Source organism: Cellulomonas massiliensis JC225, from assembly GCF_000312005.1.
Taxonomy (GTDB): domain Bacteria; phylum Actinomycetota; class Actinomycetes; order Actinomycetales; family Cellulomonadaceae; genus Cellulomonas; species Cellulomonas massiliensis.
This window is the reverse complement of record NZ_HE978588.1, coordinates 2,367,668-2,384,750: the sequence shown is the minus strand read 5'-3', so window position 1 is coordinate 2,384,750 and position 17,083 is coordinate 2,367,668. Positions and strand designations below refer to the sequence as shown.

The window sequence follows — 17,083 nt, the reverse complement described above, 5'->3', positions numbered from 1 at the left end:
CCGCGCGAGCGCGAGGGGCGGGGCGCCGCCGTAGGTCCGACTCTAGAGTGCTGTCATGCCTGCGCGCCCCGACGACCACGACGACGCGGCGGACCAGCCGGTGCCGCCCGAGGGGTCGGACGCGCCCGGTGGCGACGACGAGGACACGTGGGCGTCGCTCGTCGCACGGCTCGAGCAGGTCGACTCCGGCGACGACGACGGGCGCGCGGGCCGCGAGGAGCGCGGCGCGACGCCGGACGGGCCGCGGGTCGGCTCGTTCCCGGTCGCCCCGTGGGTCGAGCAGCGCGTCGTGCGACCCGCCGGGCCGGCCGACGGGGGCCCCGGGCGCGAGCTCGACGGGCGCGACTGGGACGGCACGTCGCAGTACGACGAGGCCGAGACCTCGGTCGACGAGCAGGAGCACTTCGTGCCGCCCGACCCCGGTCCCGTGCTGGGTGGCGACCCGCTCCTGACGATGGCGTGGCTCGCCGTCGCCGGGATGCCGGTCTTCCTGCTCGTCGTGCTCATCGCGTGGCGCGGCGCGCCGAGCGCGCTCGTGCAGGCGGCGTGCGTGGTCTTCCTGCTGGGCGTGGCCGTGCTGGTGTGGCGGATGCCCACGCACCGGGACCCCTCCGACGACGACACCGGCGCGCAGGTCTAGCGTCCTCGGCGGGCATCCGCCGAGGACGGCCCCCTGGGCCGCGGCCGCTCAGACGCGCGCGAGGTCCGCCGCGCCGACCATGCCGGCGTCGTTGCCCATCGCGGCGACGACGATCGCCGCCTCCGGGCGGTGGCCGCGGGCCGAGAGCTGCTCGGCGAAGCCCTTGCGCGCGGGGGCCAGCAGCAGCTCGCCGGCGGAGGCGACGCCGCCGCCGACGACGATGAGGGCGGGGTCCAGCAGCGCCGCCACGGACGCCGAGCCCTCCCCCAGCCACCGGCCGAGGTCCGCGAGCAGCCGGACCGCGAGCGGGTCGCCCTCCTGGGCGGCCTTCGTCACGTGCGGGCCGGTGATCTTCTCCGCGTCCCCGCCGGCGAGCTCGAGCAGCCGGCCGGCCGCCGCCGGGTCGACGACCGCCTGCGCCTGCGCGTCGCGCACGAGCGCGCTGCCGGAGGCGTACTGCTCCCAGCAGCCCTCGTGGCCGCAGCCGCAGTAGTGGCCGCCCGGCACGACGCGCATGTGGCCGATCTCCGCGGCGACGCCCCACGCGCCGCGCACGAGCTCGCCGGAGACGACGATCGCGCCCCCGAGCCCGGTCCCGACCGTCAGCATGAGCATGTCGTCGACGTCGCGCGCCGCGCCGAACCGGAACTCGGCCCAGCCGGCGGCGTTCGCGTCGTTCTCCACGACGATCCGGACGTCGTCGTCGATGAGCGCCGCGACGTTGTCCCGCAGCGGGTAGTCGCGCCAGGCGATGTTCGGCGCGAAGAGGACGCCGGAGCGGTCGGCGGCCACGAAGCCGGCCGCCGCCAGGCCCATCGCGCCGATCTCGTAGGACGCGCTCAGCTCGGCGTAGACGTCGGCGATCGCGCGGTCGATGCTCGCGGCGTCGTCCGGGGACGTGTCGCGCCGCGTCTTGGCGAGGAGCGTGCCGTCCTCGTCGACGACACCGGCGGCGATCTTCGTCCCGCCGATGTCCACACCGATCGCGTGCATGGGTCCTCGTGCTCCTCGAGCTCGTGGTGGAAGGTCCGCCGAGCGGCGACGTGCTCACCGTAACCGGACGCGCTGGCGGTCGGGGCCGCGCGCCGGCAGGTGGAAGTAGGTGCTACTCCGGCGTCCGAGGGTACTCACGCGCGTACCGGCTGTGCGGGACCTTCGGTCACGTATCCTCTGGTCACCTTCGCCACTGCCACTGGAGTCAGCATGGACGAGTTCACCTCCCCCTTGCTCATCGAGACCGATCGGGGCAAGAACCTCAACGACCTGCTCGCCGCGCGCGTCGCGTCGGCGCCCGAGAAGGCCCTCTACGAGGTCAAGCCCGAGGGCGCGAGCGAGTGGACGGCGATCAATGCGCGGGAGGTCCAGGCCCGCGTCCGCGCGGTCGCCAAGGGTCTCGTCGCGAAGGGCGTCCAGCCCGGCGACCGCGTCGCGATCATGTCCCGCACGCGGTACGAGTGGTCGCTGCTCGACTGGGCCGCGTGGGCCGCGGGCGCGGTGCCCGTGCCGGTCTACGAGACGTCGTCGGCCGAGCAGGTGCAGTGGATCCTCACCGACTCCGACGTGTCGCTGCTCGTGGTCGAGACGCCGGAGCACCGGGCGGTCGCCGAGGAGGTGCTGGCGGACACGAACGTCCGCGAGACGCTCGTGATCGACGAGGGCGCCGTCGACGCGCTCGTCGCGGCCGGGGCCGACGTCACGGACGACGAGGTCGACCGCCGCGGCGCGCTGGCGGGCCTCGACGACCTCGCGACCGTCATCTACACCTCGGGGACGACGGGCCGGCCCAAGGGCGTCGAGCTGACGCACGGCAACTTCAACGACCTCGTCCTCAACGCGATCGAGGAGCTGGGCGTCGTCGTCTCGAGCGAGAACGCGCGCACGCTGCTCTTCATGCCGCTCGCGCACGTGTTCGCGCGGTTCATCCACGTCCTCGTCGTGCCGGCCGGCGCGGTCATGGGGCACACGCCCGACACCCGCACGCTCGTCGCCGACATGGGCACGTTCCGGCCGACGTTCATCCTGTCGGTGCCCCGCGTGTTCGAGAAGGTCTACAACTCCTCGGAGCAGAAGGCCGCGGCGGGCGGCAAGTCCGCGATCTTCCAGCGCGCCGCCAAGACGGCGATCGTCTACTCGCGCGCCCTGGACACGCCCGGCGGCCCGTCGCTGTGGCTGCGCCTGCAGCACAAGGTCGCCGACCTGCTCGTGCTGCACAAGATCCGCAACGCGCTCGGCGGCCAGGCCGAGTGGGCCATCTCGGGCGGGGCGCCGCTCGGCGAGCGGCTCGGCCACTTCTACCGGGGCGTCGGGCTCAAGGTGCTCGAGGGGTACGGCCTGACGGAGACGACCGCGCCGGCGACCGTGAACCGGCCCGAGCTGACGAAGATCGGCACGGTCGGGCGGCCGCTGCCCGGCTCCTCCATCCGCATCGCCGCCGACGGCGAGGTCGAGATCAAGGGCGTCCAGGTCTTCCGCGGCTACCACGGCAACGAGACCGCGACGGCGGAGGCGCTCCAGGACGGCTGGTTCAAGAGCGGGGACCTCGGCACGCTGGACGAGGACGGCTTCCTGCGGATCACCGGGCGCAAGAAGGAGATCATCGTCACCGCCGGCGGCAAGAACGTCGCGCCGGCGGTCCTCGAGGACCGGCTGCGCGCGCACCCGCTGCTGAGCCAGGTGGTCGTGGTCGGCGACCAGCGGCCCTTCATCGGCGCGCTGCTGACGCTCGACCCCGAGGGCGTGCCCGGGTGGCTCGCCGCCCACGGCAAGCCGGCCATGAGCATCGAGGAGGCCGCGAAGGACCCCGACGTGCTCGAGTCGCTCGACAAGGCCGTCGAGAAGGCGAACAAGGCGGTCTCGCGCGCCGAGTCGATCCGCAAGTACCGGATCCTGCCGACGGACCTGACGATCGCGAACGGCTACCTGACGCCGAAGCTGAGCGTGAAGCGCTCGGTCGTGCTCAAGGACTTCGCGGGCGAGGTGGACGCGCTCTACGACGGGCCCGTCCAGGGCTGACCTCCACGAGGGCCGGTGCCGGCGTCGTCGGCACCGGCCCTCGTGCGTGCCCGGGGGCGGCCGCGGTCGGCCGCCTCGGGCCACGGGTCAGACGGCCGGGGAGGCGCGCAGCGGCGGGACGAGGCCGGAGGCGGCCAGCGCGTCGATCGCGCGCTGCTCGACGGCCACCAGCTCGACCCGTCGCGCCGTCGCCTCGTCGGGGAGCGCGGGACGGACGGGCACCGTCAGGAAGGTCACGACGCAGTCGGTGCAGGCCGCGCCGCGCACGGTGCACGTGTCGCAGTCGATGATCATGCGGCGACGGTAGCCAGGGCGACTGACACGCCTCGGTGCGGCCGGCGCGAGGGGTCGTGGGCCCCCGGCGCGGCAGCCGCTCGGTGTCGGCGGGCGCGGCTACCGTCCCCGCCATGCCGATCCCGCTGCGCCCGCCACGCCCGCTGTGGGCGGACGTCGCGCCGGCCACCGGGACGCCGGTGCAGGTGACGCTCGAGGAGGTCGGCACCCCGCTGTCGGACGTGACGTTCGTCGTCGTCGACCTCGAGACGACGGGCGGCACCCCCGCGGACTGCGGCATCACCGAGATCGGCGCGGTCAAGGTCCGGGGCGGCGAGGTGCTCGGCGAGTTCCAGACGCTGGTGGACCCGGGCGGCCCGGTCCCCCCGTACATCCAGGTCCTCACGGGCATCACGACGACGATGCTCGTGGGCGCCCCGCGCATCGAGGAGGTGCTGCCCAGCTTCCTGGAGTTCGCGCGCGGCGCCGTCCTCGTCGCCCACAACGCGCCGTTCGACGTGGGCTTCCTCAAGGCCGCGGCGGCCCGCACCGGCCACGCGTGGCCCGGCCCCCAGGTGGTCGACACCGTCCGGCTCGCGCGGCGCGCCGTCACCCGCGACGAGGTGCCGAACCACAAGCTGAGCACCCTCGCCGCCGCGTTCGGGGCGACGGTGACGCCGAACCACCGGGCGCTGTCGGACGCGCGGGCGACCGTCGACGTCCTGCACGCGCTGCTCGGCCGGCTGGCCCCGCTCGGCGTCACGCACCTGGAGGACCTCGCGACGGCGGCCGACCCGGTCCCGGGTGACGTGCGGCGCAAGCGCACGCTGGCCGACGGGCTGCCGGACGCGCCGGGCGTGTACCTCTTCCGCGGCCCGCACGACGAGGTCCTCTACGTCGGGACGTCGACGACCTCGCTGCGCCGGCGGGTGCGCTCCTACTTCACCTCGGCGGAGAAGCGCGGGCGGATCGTCGAGATGGTGCGCGTCGCCGAGCGGGTCGACCCCGTCGTGTGCGCGACCCCGCTGGAGGCGCGCGTGCGCGAGCTGCGCCTCATCGCGGAGCACGCCCCCCGGTACAACCGCCGCTCCCGGTTCCCCGAGCGCATGCCGTGGGTCCGCCTGACGAGCGAGCCCTACCCCCGGCTGTCGGTGGTGCGCGAGGTCCGGGACGAGCCGGGGGCGGCCTACCTCGGCCCGTTCGGCTCGGCGGCGTCCGCCACGCTGGCGGTCGAGGCGCTGCACGAGTCCTACCCGATCCGCCGCTGCAGCCGCCGGCTGCCCCTCGTCGCCGCCCCCGGGGCCTCCGCCTGCGTGCTCGCCGAGCTCGGCCGCTGCGGCGCGCCGTGCCAGGGCCGGCAGCCGGTCGACGAGTACGCACGCGTCGCCGACGCGGTGCGCGCGACGATGCTCGGCGACGCCGCGGTCGTCGTGGCCGCGCACGCGGAGCGGATCCAGGCGCTGTCCGACCAGCAGCGGTTCGAGGAGGCCGCGACGGTCCGTGACCGGCTCGGCGCGTTCCTGCGCGGCGCCGTGCGGGCGCAGCGGGCCGGCGCCCTCGCGCGCTGCGCGGAGGTCGTGGCGGCGCGCCGGACGGACGACGGCGGCTGGGAGCTGGTCCTGGTGCGCCACGGCCGGCTCGCCGGCACCGCACGGGCGGACCGCCGGACGGACCCGCGCCCCCTCGTGGCGGCGCTGCAGGCCAGCGGCGAGCACGTGGAGCCTCCCGTCCCGCCCTCGTCGGCGGCCCACCCGGAGGAGACGGACCTGCTGCTCGAGTGGCTCGAGCGGCCGGGCACCCGGATCGTCGAGGTGGACGGGACGTGGGCGCTGCCCGTGCGCAGCGCGCTGTCCGAGGCGGACCCGGCCGCCGCGGTGGCGGCGCACCTGGCCCGCGTCTCGGGCGCTCCGGCACCGGGCGTCGTCGACCCCGCCGCCCCGCGCCCCGAGGCCGTCCCGGTCCGGGCCGAGCCGCGCATCGCCTGACCGGCCCGTCGCTCGTCCACGTGCCCGGCACCGGGGCATGATGGCCGCATGCTGACCGCCATCGTGCTCGTGGACACCGACGCCTCCCGCATCCCGGAGGTCGCCAAGGAGATCGCGGAGATCAAGGGGGTGAGCGAGGTCTACTCGGTCACCGGCGAGGTCGACCTCATCGCGATGGTCCGGGTGCGGGAGCACGACGACCTGGCCGACGTGATCGCCGACCGGGTCAGCAAGATCGAGGGCGTGCTGCGCACGCAGACGTACATCGCGTTCCGCACGTACTCGCAGCACGACCTCGAGCAGGCGTTCGCCCTCGGCCTGGAGGACTGAGGCCCGCAGCCGGCGGGCGACGGCGCCGTCGGCTCAGGCCGTCGCCGCGACCCAGCGCTCGAGCACGTCCCGGGCAGCGCCGGTGTCGACCGACCGCGCCGCCAGCGCGAGGGCCGCGGCCATCCGCTCGACGAGCGGGCCGTCGCCCGTGCCGGGCAGCGACCCGTCCGCGACGATCGCCGCGGCGGCGTTGAGCAGCACGGTCTCCCGCACGACCCCGGGGCGGCCGTCGAGCACCTCGCGCGCCACGCCCGCGTTGTGCACCGCGTCGGCGCCGCGCAGGTCCGCGACGGAGATCGGCGTGAGCCCGAGCGCGTCCGTCCAGTCGATCTCGTGCTCGGTGACGTCGCCGCCCCGCACCTCCCACACCTGGGAGGGCGCCGTGCCGGCGAGCTCGTCGAGGCCGTCCGTGCCGCGGAACACCATCGCGGAGAACCCGCGCGAGGCGAACACGCCCGCCACGATCGGCGCCATGCCTGCCGACGCCACGCCGACGGCCGTCGAGCGCGGCTGGGCGGGGTTGGTGAGCGGCCCGAGGAAGTTGAAGGCCGTCGCGATCCCGAGCTCGCCGCGGGCCGTCGCCGCGTGCCGGAAGGACGGGTGGAAGACCTGCGCGAAGCAGAACGTGATGCCGACCTCGGTCGCGATCTCGGCGACCCGGGCGGGCGGGTGGTCGAGGCGGATGCCCAGCGCCTCCAGCACGTCGGCCGAGCCGGACGACGACGACGCCGCGCGGTTGCCGTGCTTGACGACCGTGAGCCCCGTCCCGGCGACCACGAGCGCCGCCATCGTGGACACGTTCACCGTGTGCGCCCGGTCGCCGCCCGTGCCGACGATGTCGAGCGTGCGTCCCGGCACCTCGATGCGCAGGGCGTGCGCCAGCATCCCCTCGGCGAGGCCGGTCAGCTCGTCGACCGTCTCGCCCTTGGCCCGCAGCCCGACGAGCAGGCCCGCGACGCGCGCGGGCGACGCCGCGCCGGCCATGATCTCGTCCATGGCCCAGCTCGTCTGGGCCGCCGACAGGTCGGTGCCGGAGACGAGCGTGGTGAGCAGGTCCGACCAGGTCGGCGTGGGCTCGCTCACCGCGCCGTGGCGGTGCGCCGCACGAGCGCCTCGACGGCGTCGTGGAGCACCTGCGGGTCGATCGGGCGGCTGACCACGCCGTCGGCGTTCGACCACGAGGCGAGCCACGCGTCCTGCGGGCGGCCCGTGAGCACGAGCGTCGGGGGGCAGCGGTAGACCTCGTCCTTGAGCTGGCGCGACAGCCCCATGCCGCCGACCTTGTCCGCCTCCCCGTCGAGGATCAGCAGGTCCGGGTGCTCGTTCTCCGTGACCGTGATGACGGCGGTGGCCGTGGCGACCTCGATCCAGCGGACGTCCGGCTCCCCCGCGCGCAGGCGCCGCCCGACCGCGAGCCGGACCTGCTCGCGCACGTCCACGTCGTCGGAGTACAGCAGGATCGCGGGGCCGGTGGCCGTCGCGGGCTGGGGGGCCGTGCTCATGGGGCGTCCTCACTCGTCGTCGTCGTGCGTCGCAAGGGAATCTTGGCACGTCCGCGTGCCCGCGGGCGGGACGCACGGCCCGCGCCGGCACTAGCACACGACACGCGGGCGCCGGCCCGCCGCGACACGGGATCTCCACGAGTTCGGGAGCCTCGCCGCGGGGGCCCAGACGCATGGGAATGCGGATCGGTGCTGGTCCCGGGCCCGCGCCCGCCCCCGCGATCGTGACGATGTGACATATCCCGCGTCGGCACGCGTGGGCCCAAGGGCCCATGCGCTTCACATCTCCGCCATAATGGCGGACGTGTCGACTGCCATGGCTGCCCCTCGCACCACAGCGCACGTCAGTGTGAACCGACCCAACCCGGTGTCGGTGGGCACGATCGTGTGGCTGGCCAGCGAGCTCATGTTCTTCGCCGGCCTGTTCGCGATGTACTTCACGCTCCGGGCAGCGGTGCCCGGGGAGTGGGCCGAGCAGACCGCCAAGCTCAACGTCACCTTCGCGGCGATCAACACCACCGTGCTGGTGCTGTCGTCGGTGACGTGCCAGTTCGGGGTCTGGGCGGCCGAGCGCTTCCAGCCCGTCCGGTCCGGCTCGATCTTCCAGGTCAGCCGCTGGGGCATGAACGAGTGGATCACGCTCACCTACGTGATGGGCGCGTTCTTCATCGGCGGCCAGATCTTCGAGTACGCCGAGCTCGTGCACGAGGGCCTGACGATCGCGTCGAGCCCGTACGGGTCCGTGTTCTACCTGACGACCGGCTTCCACGGCCTGCACGTGGTCGGCGGCCTCATCGCCTTCCTGTTCCTGCTCGGCCGCTCGTTCGCGGCGAAGCGGTTCGGCCACCACGAGGCGACGACGGCGATCGTGACGTCGTACTACTGGCACTTCGTCGACGTCGTCTGGATCGCCCTCTTCGCGGTGATCTACCTGCTGAAGTGACCCCCCGCCGGGCCGCACGGCCCGCGCGACGCCCCACCCCCCACCAGTGCGAGACGAGGACCGATCCGTGAAGGCACTCGCAGCCCGCAGGCACGACAGGAGAGCCCCTGTCGTCCTGCTCCTGCTGGCGCTGCTGCTCACCGGTGGCCTGTACGCGGTGTTCGCCCCGGCTCCTGCCGGCGCGACCCCCGAGCAGGCCGCCGCGACCGCGACGACCGACGACATCGCCGCCGGCAAGGCGCTCTTCCAGGCGAACTGCGCGACGTGCCACGGCCCGACGGCCTCCGGCACCGACGTCGCGCCGTCGCTGATCGGCGTCGGCGCCGCAGCGGTGGACTTCCAGGTCGGCACCGGCCGGATGCCCATGCAGGCGAACGGCCCGCAGGCGCCGGCCAAGCCCGTGCAGTTCAACGACGAGCAGATCGCGCAGCTCGCGGCCTACGTCGCGTCGCTCGGCACCGGCCCCGCGATCCCGTCGGCCGAGCAGGTCGACCCCGCGCTGGGCGACCCCGCGAACGGCATGGCCCTGTTCCGCACCAACTGCGCGATGTGCCACAACGCCGTCGGCGCCGGCGGCGCGCTCTCGGGCGGCAAGTTCGCGCCGAACCTGTGGGAGACCACGCCGACGCACCTGTACGAGGCCATGCTCACCGGCCCGCAGTCGATGCCGGTCTTCAACGACGCGATCATCACGCCGGACGAGAAGCGGGACATCATCGCGTTCATCGACCAGCAGGGCGGCGCGGCCCCCGGCGGACTCGACCTGGGCTCCCTCGGGCCGGTCAGCGAGGGCCTGTGGGCCTGGGTCGTCGGCATCGGCCTGCTCATCGCCCTCGCCGTCTGGGGAGGGGCGAAGTCCTCGTGAGCCACGACAACAGCACCGAGATCGTCCAGCGCGGCGCGGGCGAGCACCCCGAGCGCTTCGACGACCCGGGCGTGCACCAGCCCAACCCGCGCCTCGGCGACCTCGACGAGAAGGCCGCCAAGAAGGCGGAGCGTCAGGTCGCCGCGCTCTTCACCGTCTCGATCGTCGGCACGATCGTGTTCGTGTGGGCGTACTTCGCCCTGCCGCCCGGCGAGAAGCCGGAGTCCATGCGGCTCTCGAACATCGTCCTCGGCCTCGCGCTCACGTGCATCCTGCTCGGCATCGGCACCGCCATCATCCACTGGGCGAAGACGCTGATGAGCAACAAGGAGTACGTCGAGGAGCGGCACCCGCAGCGCAGCGACGACGAGACGCGCGCGGGCGCGATCCAGGCCCTGCAGGACGGCGCCGCCGACTCGGGCATCAGCCGGCGCGGCGCGCTCAAGGGCGCCGGCCTCACGGCGCTCGCGCTGTTCCCGCTCTCGATCGTCCTGCCGCTCATCGGCAACGTCGGCGAGGACTGGAACGTCTCGAAGTTCAAGCACACGATGTGGCGCAAGGGCACCCGCCTCGCCTACGACCCGACCGGCCGTCCGATCAAGGCGTCGGACCTCACGATCGGCTCGATCGCGCACGTCATCCCCGAGGACCTGCACGAGGCCGAGAGCCCTCTCGACGAGAAGGCCAAGGCCGTCGTCCTCCTCGTGCGCATGGACCCCCGTGACCTGAAGTCCGAGCGCGAGCCCGGCTTCGGCTTCGACGGGATCGTCGCCTACTCGAAGATCTGCACGCACGTGGGCTGCCCGGTGGCGCTCTACGAGCAGCAGACCCACCACCTGCTGTGCCCGTGCCACCAGTCCACGTTCGACGTGGCGGACGGCGCGAAGGTCGTCTTCGGCCCTGCCAAGCGACCGCTTCCGCAGCTGCCGATCGAGGTCGACGCCGAGGGCTACCTCGTCGCCCGCGGCGACTTCGTCGAGCCGGTCGGCCCGACCTTCTGGGAGCGTCTGACGTGACGACGACGACCTCGACCCCCACCGGCGCGGCGCGTGCCGCGTCGGCCACGGCGGACTACCTCGACCAGCGCACCGGCATCGGGCACGCCGTCAAGTACTTCGCGCGCAAGGTCTTCCCGGACCACTGGTCCTTCATGCTCGGTGAGATCGCCCTCTACAGCTTCGTGACGCTGCTGATCTCGGGCGTCTTCCTGACGATGTTCTTCGTGCCCAGCATGGGCGAGACGCACTACGACGGCCCCTGGCCGTCGCTCAACGGCGTGGAGATGTCCGAGGCCTTCTCCTCGACCCTCCGGCTCTCGTTCGAGGTCCGCGGCGGCCTGCTCATGCGGCAGATCCACCACTGGGCGGCGCTCATCTTCATGGCGTCGATCGTCGTGCACATGATGCGCGTGTTCTTCACGGGCGCGTTCCGCAAGCCCCGCGAGATCAACTGGGTCGTCGGCTTCGTGCTGCTGATCCTCGGCCTCGCGGCCGGCTTCTCCGGCTACTCGCTCCCCGACGACGTGCTCTCCGGCAACGGCCTGCGCATCACCGACGGCGTCGTCCGCGCGATCCCGATCATCGGCAGCTACACGTCGTACTTCATCTTCGGCGGCGAGTTCCCGGGGCACGACCTCATCCCGCGGCTGTTCACCGTGCACATCCTGCTCGTGCCGGGCCTGATCCTCGCGCTCATCGGCCTGCACCTCGTGCTGATGGTGATGCACAAGCACACGCAGTACCCGGGCTCCGGCCGCTCCGACAAGAACGTCGTCGGCTACCCCGCCCTGCCGGTGTACGTCGCGCGCCTCGGCGGCAACTTCTTCCTGGTGTTCGGCGTCATCGCGCTGATGGCCGGGACGATGTCGATCAACCCGGTGTGGAACTACGGGCCGTACGACCCCTCGCCCGTGTCCGCGGGCGCCCAGCCCGACTGGTACATGCTCTTCCTGGAAGGGGCCCTGCGCCTCATGCCCGGCGGGGCGGAATTCGTCATCGGCCAGTACACGGTCCCGCTCAACGTCATCATCCCCGCGATGGTGGTGCCCGGGATCCTGTTCACGCTGCTCGCGCTCTACCCGTTCATCGAGGCCTTCGCGACCGGCGACGACCGCGAGCACCACGTGCTCGACCGGCCGCGCAACCGCCCGTTCCGCACGGCGTTCGGCGTCTCGCTGCTCATGGCGTTCTTCATCCTGGTGCTCGCCGGGTCGAACGACCTCATCGCGACGCACTTCCACATGTCGATCAACGACATCACGTGGGCGTTCCGGGTGCTGCTCTTCGTCGCTCCCTGGCTGGCGTTCGTCATCACGAAGCGGATCTGCCTCGGGCTGCAGCGCAAGGATCGCGAGCTGGTCCTGCACGGCCACGAGACCGGCCGCATCGTGCGGTTCGCCAGCGGCGAGTACATCGAGGTGCACAAGCCGCTCGACGCGCACGAGCGCTGGCTGCGCGTGCAGCACGAGGCGATCCGTCCGCTCGAGATCGAGCCGGCGGAGGACTCGCGCGGCGTGCGCCGCAAGGGCTACCGCCGCGACACGATGCGCCGCCGCCTGTCCGAGCTGTTCTACGAGGACCGCGTCGAGCCGGTGACGCCGAGCGAGCTCGCCGCGGCCCAGGCGCACGGCCACGGCTCGCACGACGCGGTCGAGGCGGGACCGGCCACGCGGGAGCTCGCCTCCTCCGCCCCGGGCGGTGGTCAGCACCTCGTGGACCCGCACGACGAGACGGCGGCCGATGGGCGGAATCACACCGTCTGAACCAGAGTTGTCCCAGAGGTCGGGCGGCTCGCCGGATCGCCGGCGGGCCGCCCGCTTCCTTTCTCCCGGGCGCAGACATGTGCCCGGACCGACGAGGAGAGGTATGACGCATGGCTGACTACACGCTCCCGGACCTGCCCTACGACTACGCGGCGCTCGAGCCGCACATCTCGGGGCGGATCATGGAGCTGCATCACGACAAGCACCACGCCACGTACGTCGGCGGCGCCAACACGGCGCTCGAGAAGCTCGCGGAGGCCCGCGAGAAGGACGACCTGGCCGCGGTGAACCTGCACGAGAAGAACCTCGCGTTCAACCTCGGCGGGCACGTCAACCACACGGTGTTCTGGCAGAACCTCTCCCCCGACGGCGGCGACAAGCCGGTCGGTGAGCTGGCGGCGGCGATCGACGAGTTCTTCGGCTCGTTCGAGGCGTTCCAGAAGCACTTCGCCGCGAACGCCACCGGCATCCAGGGTTCCGGCTGGTCGATCCTCGCGTGGGACTCCGTGGGCCAGAAGCTCGTCATCGTCCAGCTGTACGACCAGCAGTCGAACCTCGCGCTCGGCCTCGTGCCGATCGTCATGCTCGACATGTGGGAGCACGCCTTCTACCTGGACTACGTCAACGTCAAGGCGGACTACGTCAAGGCCTGGTGGAACATCGTGAGCTGGGCCGACGCCGGCGCCCGGTTCGACCGCGCGAAGGCGCAGACCGCAGGACTCATCGTCCCCTCGGTCTGACCGCCGCGCCCTGCACCACCGGAGGCCGCCACGCTCAACGTGGCGGCCTCCGTCATGTCCGGGGAGCCCCGCCCCTCCTGGACGCGCGAGCGCGTCTTCCTCCACCTCGAGCCGGGCTCACCAAGGTGGTGGGCGGGCCTCCGTGAGGGCGTGGCCCGCCTACGTATCCGGGCGGTCGCTCGGAGCTGCCGTCGCCGCCTGAGCGTGCTCTGAGAGCGCCCTGCGGTCGCCGGCGGCGTGTACCTGGGTGCCGGGGCGCTGCGGTCGGCGGGCGCCGCTGCGACGCACCCTGCGCGGGACGCACGACGGCCCGGCCGGAGCTCGTCCGGCCGGGCCGTCAGGCGGTCCTGAGAGGAAAGGCGCTGTCAGTGCGCGTGCTGCCCGCGGGAGAACTCGAACACCCAGCCGACGAGCCCGATCACGGCGATCCCGGCGCCGATGAACGTCAGCCACCAGCCGATGGCGAGCCCGGCGAACCCGAGGGCGGCCGCACCGCCGAGGACCAGCGGCCACCAGCTCCACGGCGCGTACACGCCCTGGTCGCCGGCGCCCTGCTCGATCTCCCCGTGCTCGTCGTCCTCGGGGCGGGGGTCGATGCGTCGCGAGAGGAGCGCGAAGTACGCACCGATCATGCCGACCAGGCCCCCGACGAGCGGGATGCCGATCATGCCGACGGGCTCGCGGCCGCTCCAGGCGGCGTAGATGAGCCCGACCGGGATGAAGAAGGCGACCCCGTACAGGAACAGCTTCGCCTCGAGCTTCATCGGGTGCCCTCCTCGTCGTCACGGCGCTGCACGGGCGGGTCCTCGACCACGACCGCCGACGACTGCTCCGGCTCGCCGGTGCCGTTCGCGAGCCGCTCGACCGCGACCGGCGTCTCGCCGCGGCGGTCGGCCTCCCAGTCGAGGACGCCGGGCGACGGCTCGACGTAGTCCATCGCGGCGACCTCGGGGTGGTGCAGGTCGAACGCGGGACGCTCGGAGCGGATGCGCGGCAGCGACGTGAAGTTGTGCCGCGGCGGCGGGCAGCTGGTCGCCCACTCGAGCGAGCCGCCGTACCCCCACGGGTCGTCGACCGCGACCTTGGGCGCGTGGCGCCAGGTCGTGTAGACGTTCCACAGGAAGGGCAGCGTGGACGCCGCGAGGATGAACGCGCCGACGGACGAGAGCTGGTTCATCCACGTGAAGCCGTCGTCCACCGCGTAGTCGGCGTACCGGCGGGGGAAGCCCCGCACGCCGAGCCAGTGCTGGATGAGGAACGTCATGTGGAAGCCGACGAACAGCGTCCAGAAGTGCAGCTTGCCCAGGCGCTCGTCGAGCATCCGGCCCGTGAACTTCGGCCACCAGTAGTAGAAGCCGGCGAACATCGCGAACACGACCGTGCCGAACACCACGTAGTGGAAGTGCGCGACCACGAAGTACGTGTCGGACAGGTGGAAGTCGAGCGCCGGGCTGGACAGGATGATGCCCGTCAGCCCGCCGAACAGGAACGTCACGAGGAACCCGAGCGTCCACAGCATCGGCGTCTCGAACGTGAGCTTGCCGCGCCACATCGTGCCGATCCAGTTGAAGAACTTCACGCCTGTCGGCACGGCGATGAGCATCGTCATGAACGAGAAGAACGGCAGCAGCACCGCTCCCGTCACGTACATGTGGTGGGCCCACACGGTCACGGACAGCGCCGCGATCGCGATCGTCGCGTAGACCAGACCCTTGTAGCCGAAGATCGGCTTGCGGCTGAAGACCGGCAGGATCTCGGTCGCGATGCCGAAGAACGGCAGGGCGATGATGTAGACCTCGGGGTGGCCGAAGAACCAGAACAGGTGCTGCCACAGGATGGCGCCGCCGTTCTCCGGGTTGAAGACCTGCGCGCCGAGGGTGCGGTCGGCGCCGAGCGCGAACAGCGCGGCGGCCAGCGGCGGGAACGCCATCAGCACCAGGAGCGACGTGACGAGCGTGTTCCAGGTGAAGATCGGCATCCGGAACATCGTCATGCCGGGCGCGCGCATCGTGACGATCGTGGTGATGAAGTTGACCGCGCCGAGGATCGTGCCGAAACCACCGAGCGCCAGGCCGAAGACCCACAGGTCGCCGCCCATGCCGGGCGAGAACGCCGAGTTCGACAGCGGCGCGTACGCGAACCACCCGAAGGAGGCCGCCCCGCCGCGCGTGAAGAACCCGAAGGCGGCGATGAGGCCACCGAAGAAGAAGAACCAGAACGCGAGCATGTTCAGCCGCGGGAACGCCACGTCGGGCGCGCCGATCTGCAGCGGCATGATGACGTTCGCGAAGCCGGCGAACAGCGGCGTCGCGAACAGCAGCAGCATGATCGTGCCGTGCATCGTGAACGCCTGGTTGTACTGCTCGCGCGAGGCGAACACGTCCATGCCGGGCATGAACAGCTCGGCGCGGATCAGCAGCGCCAGGATCCCGCCGATCGCGAACCACGCGAACGACGTGATCAGGTACATGTAGCCGATCGTCTTGTGGTCCGTGGAGGTGATCCACTTGACGATCGTCCGTCCGAGGGTCTGCCGGGTGGGCGTCAGGCCAGGGACGTGCTCGGCCGTGGCGACCATCAGCCCTCCTCGCTCGCGTCGTGAAGATCCTGCTCGTTCACGCTGTTCAGGTCCTGCTCGCGGCTCCACTCCAGGCCGAGGGAACCACTCTGCCCCCGGGCCTTGAGCTCCGCGATGTGGGCGTCGTACTCGGCGCGCTCGACCACCTTGACGTTGAAGAGCATCGACGAGTGGTACTCGCCGCAGAGCTCGGCGCACTTGCCGCGGTACTCCCCGACGCGCGTCGGGGTCACGACGAAGGTGTTCGTCCGGCCCGGGATCATGTCGAGCTTGAAGAGGAACTCCGGCACCCAGAAGGAGTGGATGACGTCGCGCGAGTCCAGCGTGAACTGCGTGCGCTCGTCGACCGGGAGCCACAGCGTGACCTGCTCGGCGAGCACGCCCGTGCGGGCCTCGCCGACGTCCTGCGCCTGCACGCCCGTCTCGTACGCGTCGTCGTCGAGGTAGTTGAAGTCCCAGCTCCACTGCTTGCCGATGGCCTGCACGTGGTTCTCGATGGGACCGCCGGTGTCGGTCATCGCCGTCATGTCGCGGTTCGTGTAGAAGAACAGCACGCCGACCATGAGGATCGGCAGGACGATGTACATGACCTCGAGCGGCACGTGGTAGCGCAGCTGCACGGGCAGCCGGTCGTCCGACCGGCGCTTGCGGTACACCGCGACGCACCACAGCATGAGGCCCCACGTGATGAGGCCGACGATCAGGGCGGCGATCCACGACCCGACCCACAGGCTGACGACACGACCGGTCTGGTCGGTCACCTCGGCCTCGGAGTTGCCGGGCAGCCATCCTCGCTGGACCTCGGCGGAACATCCGCTGAGAGCCACCACGACGATCGCTGCGAGTCCGGTCCAGGCCAGGACCGGACGCCGCTTGCGACGGGGGGTGTCCGCGTGCACGGGGGGCCTTCCACTCGCGTCCCGGGCGACGCCGCTCCTCGTGTGGACCACGCGGGGGCGAACGGCACCTGGGACCTACGTCCTCGACCCGAGCAGCCTAGCGCGCACAGAACGGTCACACGGCCTGCGCAACACGGGATGACGACGTGATGTCATCAACACCGAGGCCTCGTCGCCGCGGCCCCGTCGCGGCGCGTCAGGGCGGTGCGAGGCCCCGGCCCGCATGGACACGCGCCGCTCGGGCTACCGTGCCGGGGTGGACGAGCCGCGCAGCACGACGTCGGGACGCACCGCGGGCCCGGCGGATGTGACGCAGACCACCTCCGGCCGTGCCGGCGGTGCGGCGTCCGGGGCCCGGTCGGGCCCCCGGCGACGCGTCGTGCTCGACGGCGGCGGGCGCGCGCCCCTCCTGCCGGCCGCGCGCGACGCGTTCGTGGAGGCGCTCGACCAGGGCTGGGCCGACCCGCGACGGCTGCACGCCGAGGGACGCCGGGCGCGCATGCTGCTCGACGGCGCCCGCGAGGCCGTCGCCGCGGTGGTCGGTGCCCGCACCGA

Annotated in this window: 16 protein-coding genes and 1 pseudogene; 10 read left to right on the top strand and 7 right to left on the bottom strand. The window is 72.4% G+C overall.

The features are described 5' to 3' along the window. The first annotated feature begins 55 nt into the window (after positions 1–55). Positions 56–640 (top strand): hypothetical protein, encoded by a 585-nt coding sequence (locus tag HGCM_RS18885; protein ID WP_019136955.1) that lies wholly within the window; start codon positions 56–58, stop codon positions 638–640. A gap of 48 nt (positions 641–688) precedes the next feature. Here the strand turns inward: HGCM_RS18885 and HGCM_RS11340 are convergent, their stop codons facing one another. Then, positions 689–1,633, bottom strand: coding sequence for an ROK family glucokinase (locus tag HGCM_RS11340; RefSeq protein ID WP_019136954.1), 945 nt, complete (start codon positions 1,631–1,633; stop codon positions 689–691). Between the two features lie 210 nt (positions 1,634–1,843). On the opposite strand from HGCM_RS11340, the gene HGCM_RS11335 reads away from it, so the two are divergent. Continuing rightward, positions 1,844–3,652 (top strand): AMP-dependent synthetase/ligase, encoded by a 1,809-nt coding sequence (locus HGCM_RS11335; protein ID WP_019136953.1) that lies wholly within the window; start codon positions 1,844–1,846, stop codon positions 3,650–3,652. Between the two features lie 87 nt (positions 3,653–3,739). Here the strand turns inward: HGCM_RS11335 and HGCM_RS11330 are convergent, their stop codons facing one another. Beyond that, the gene (locus HGCM_RS11330; RefSeq protein WP_019136952.1) at positions 3,740–3,946 is read right to left on the bottom strand and encodes a hypothetical protein; all 207 of its coding nucleotides are present in this window, start codon (positions 3,944–3,946) and stop codon (positions 3,740–3,742) included. A 113-nt stretch (positions 3,947–4,059) separates the two neighbouring features. Here HGCM_RS11330 and HGCM_RS11325 point away from each other — a divergent pair, with 113 nt between their 5' ends. Next, positions 4,060–5,910, top strand: a complete 1,851-nt coding sequence (locus HGCM_RS11325; RefSeq protein WP_019136951.1) for a DEDD exonuclease domain-containing protein — start codon at positions 4,060–4,062, stop codon at positions 5,908–5,910. Between the two features lie 48 nt (positions 5,911–5,958). Beyond that, the gene (locus HGCM_RS11320; RefSeq protein WP_019136950.1) at positions 5,959–6,240 is read left to right on the top strand and encodes an Lrp/AsnC family transcriptional regulator; all 282 of its coding nucleotides are present in this window, start codon (positions 5,959–5,961) and stop codon (positions 6,238–6,240) included. Between the two features lie 33 nt (positions 6,241–6,273). Here HGCM_RS11320 and trpD read toward each other — a convergent pair whose 3' ends face one another. Continuing rightward, complete coding sequence (trpD, locus tag HGCM_RS20220) at positions 6,274–7,323, bottom strand: anthranilate phosphoribosyltransferase (protein WP_019136949.1); 1,050 nt, start codon at positions 7,321–7,323, stop codon at positions 6,274–6,276. Beyond that, positions 7,320–7,742 carry a response regulator gene (locus HGCM_RS20215; protein WP_019136948.1) on the bottom strand — a complete coding sequence of 141 codons (423 nt, stop codon included), beginning with the start codon at positions 7,740–7,742 and terminating at the stop codon, positions 7,320–7,322. Before HGCM_RS20215 ends, trpD begins: the two co-directional genes overlap by 4 nt. A gap of 295 nt (positions 7,743–8,037) precedes the next feature. On the opposite strand from HGCM_RS20215, the gene ctaE reads away from it, so the two are divergent. From ctaE to HGCM_RS11285, 5 genes are all read left to right on the top strand, one after another. Further along, entirely contained in the window at positions 8,038–8,685 is a 648-nt protein-coding gene (ctaE, locus tag HGCM_RS11305; protein WP_081596395.1) for an aa3-type cytochrome oxidase subunit III, read from the top strand. A 67-nt stretch (positions 8,686–8,752) separates the two neighbouring features. Continuing rightward, positions 8,753–9,550 carry a cytochrome bc1 complex diheme cytochrome c subunit gene (gene qcrC / locus HGCM_RS11300; RefSeq protein ID WP_019136945.1) on the top strand — a complete coding sequence of 266 codons (798 nt, stop codon included), beginning with the start codon at positions 8,753–8,755 and terminating at the stop codon, positions 9,548–9,550. Beyond that, a complete protein-coding gene (gene qcrA, locus HGCM_RS11295; protein WP_019136944.1) occupies positions 9,547–10,566 on the top strand; it encodes a cytochrome bc1 complex Rieske iron-sulfur subunit in 1,020 nt (339 codons plus the stop codon). Before qcrC ends, qcrA begins: the two co-directional genes overlap by 4 nt. Then, positions 10,563–12,311, top strand: coding sequence for a cytochrome bc1 complex cytochrome b subunit (qcrB, locus tag HGCM_RS11290; protein WP_019136943.1), 1,749 nt, complete (start codon positions 10,563–10,565; stop codon positions 12,309–12,311). Before qcrA ends, qcrB begins: the two co-directional genes overlap by 4 nt. A gap of 110 nt (positions 12,312–12,421) precedes the next feature. After that, positions 12,422–13,051: a superoxide dismutase gene (locus HGCM_RS11285; RefSeq protein WP_019136942.1), complete on the top strand. Its 630-nt coding sequence runs from the start codon at positions 12,422–12,424 to the stop codon at positions 13,049–13,051. Positions 13,052–13,416: 365 nt separating this feature from the next. On the opposite strand, the gene HGCM_RS11280 is transcribed toward HGCM_RS11285, so the two are convergent. From HGCM_RS11280 to ctaC, 3 genes are read right to left on the bottom strand one after another with little or no spacing between them, the layout of a single operon-like run. Then, positions 13,417–13,815 (bottom strand): cytochrome c oxidase subunit 4, encoded by a 399-nt coding sequence (locus HGCM_RS11280; RefSeq protein WP_019136941.1) that lies wholly within the window; start codon positions 13,813–13,815, stop codon positions 13,417–13,419. Further along, positions 13,812–15,629 carry an aa3-type cytochrome oxidase subunit I gene (ctaD, locus tag HGCM_RS11275; protein WP_019136940.1) on the bottom strand — a complete coding sequence of 606 codons (1,818 nt, stop codon included), beginning with the start codon at positions 15,627–15,629 and terminating at the stop codon, positions 13,812–13,814. Before ctaD ends, HGCM_RS11280 begins: the two co-directional genes overlap by 4 nt. After that, positions 15,629–16,528 (bottom strand): aa3-type cytochrome oxidase subunit II, encoded by a 900-nt coding sequence (ctaC, locus tag HGCM_RS11270; RefSeq protein WP_026075422.1) that lies wholly within the window; start codon positions 16,526–16,528, stop codon positions 15,629–15,631. Before ctaC ends, ctaD begins: the two co-directional genes overlap by 1 nt. A gap of 256 nt (positions 16,529–16,784) precedes the next feature. Between ctaC and HGCM_RS20475 the strand changes: the two are divergent. Next, positions 16,785–17,083: pseudogene (locus HGCM_RS20475) on the top strand (hypothetical protein); the annotation flags it as partial.